This is a genomic window from Paenibacillus sp. P4_E11, from assembly GCF_056401635.1.
On record NZ_JBFUIX010000685.1, the window covers coordinates 1 to 622 of the forward strand.

Here is a 622-nt window from a genome sequence, read left to right on the forward strand (position 1 = left end):
GGAACATCCATTGACCCTACAAGGAGAGAAGAATCGGTTATTGCTACAGGCAACTTGATCCGAGACGTGGATAATCCGTATTCGAACGGTGAGGCGCTGTTCAGTATCGTCCATTACAAGAATCCAGAGTCTAATGGCAAAGTGACCGACTACCGTCTTGGACCTAATAAAATAAAAATATTTGGCAATCTCATTGATCGTCCGTTCGGCTATGTATTTCGCGCTCTGGATAGTTATGATGTCAGTTACTATGATAACGAACATTACAATATGGTCAATAACGCCGTGTACATCACAGCGGAGAGCGGAACCCGCAATGTAGATGTAGACCGGAACAAGTTTGTGTATGCCAACGGCAAAGATAATTGGGGCAATCCACTCCAAGTTATCCGGCGCACGTCCGCTAATTGTACGAGAGGTTCCGTGAGTTATAATAAATTTACCTGTTCCAAGAAAGACGGTTTCCGTGGAGCGATTGCGGCGGCAGTCATGGGGAATCTGATGTCGGTTAACGGAAACGTAGGCGAAGGATTCGATATTATTGTAGACGCCGGACGATGTACCAAGCTAATCTGTGATGGAACCGAAGATCCTGATTGTAATGTAGCGGTAAGGATAGGGC

General features: G+C 45.8%; 1 protein-coding gene. It reads left to right on the forward strand.

The genetic code is table 11. The features are described from left to right. Positions 1-622 (forward strand): hypothetical protein (locus tag AC1DWB_RS36920; protein WP_477545994.1); only part of this gene is annotated, 622 nt, incomplete at both ends.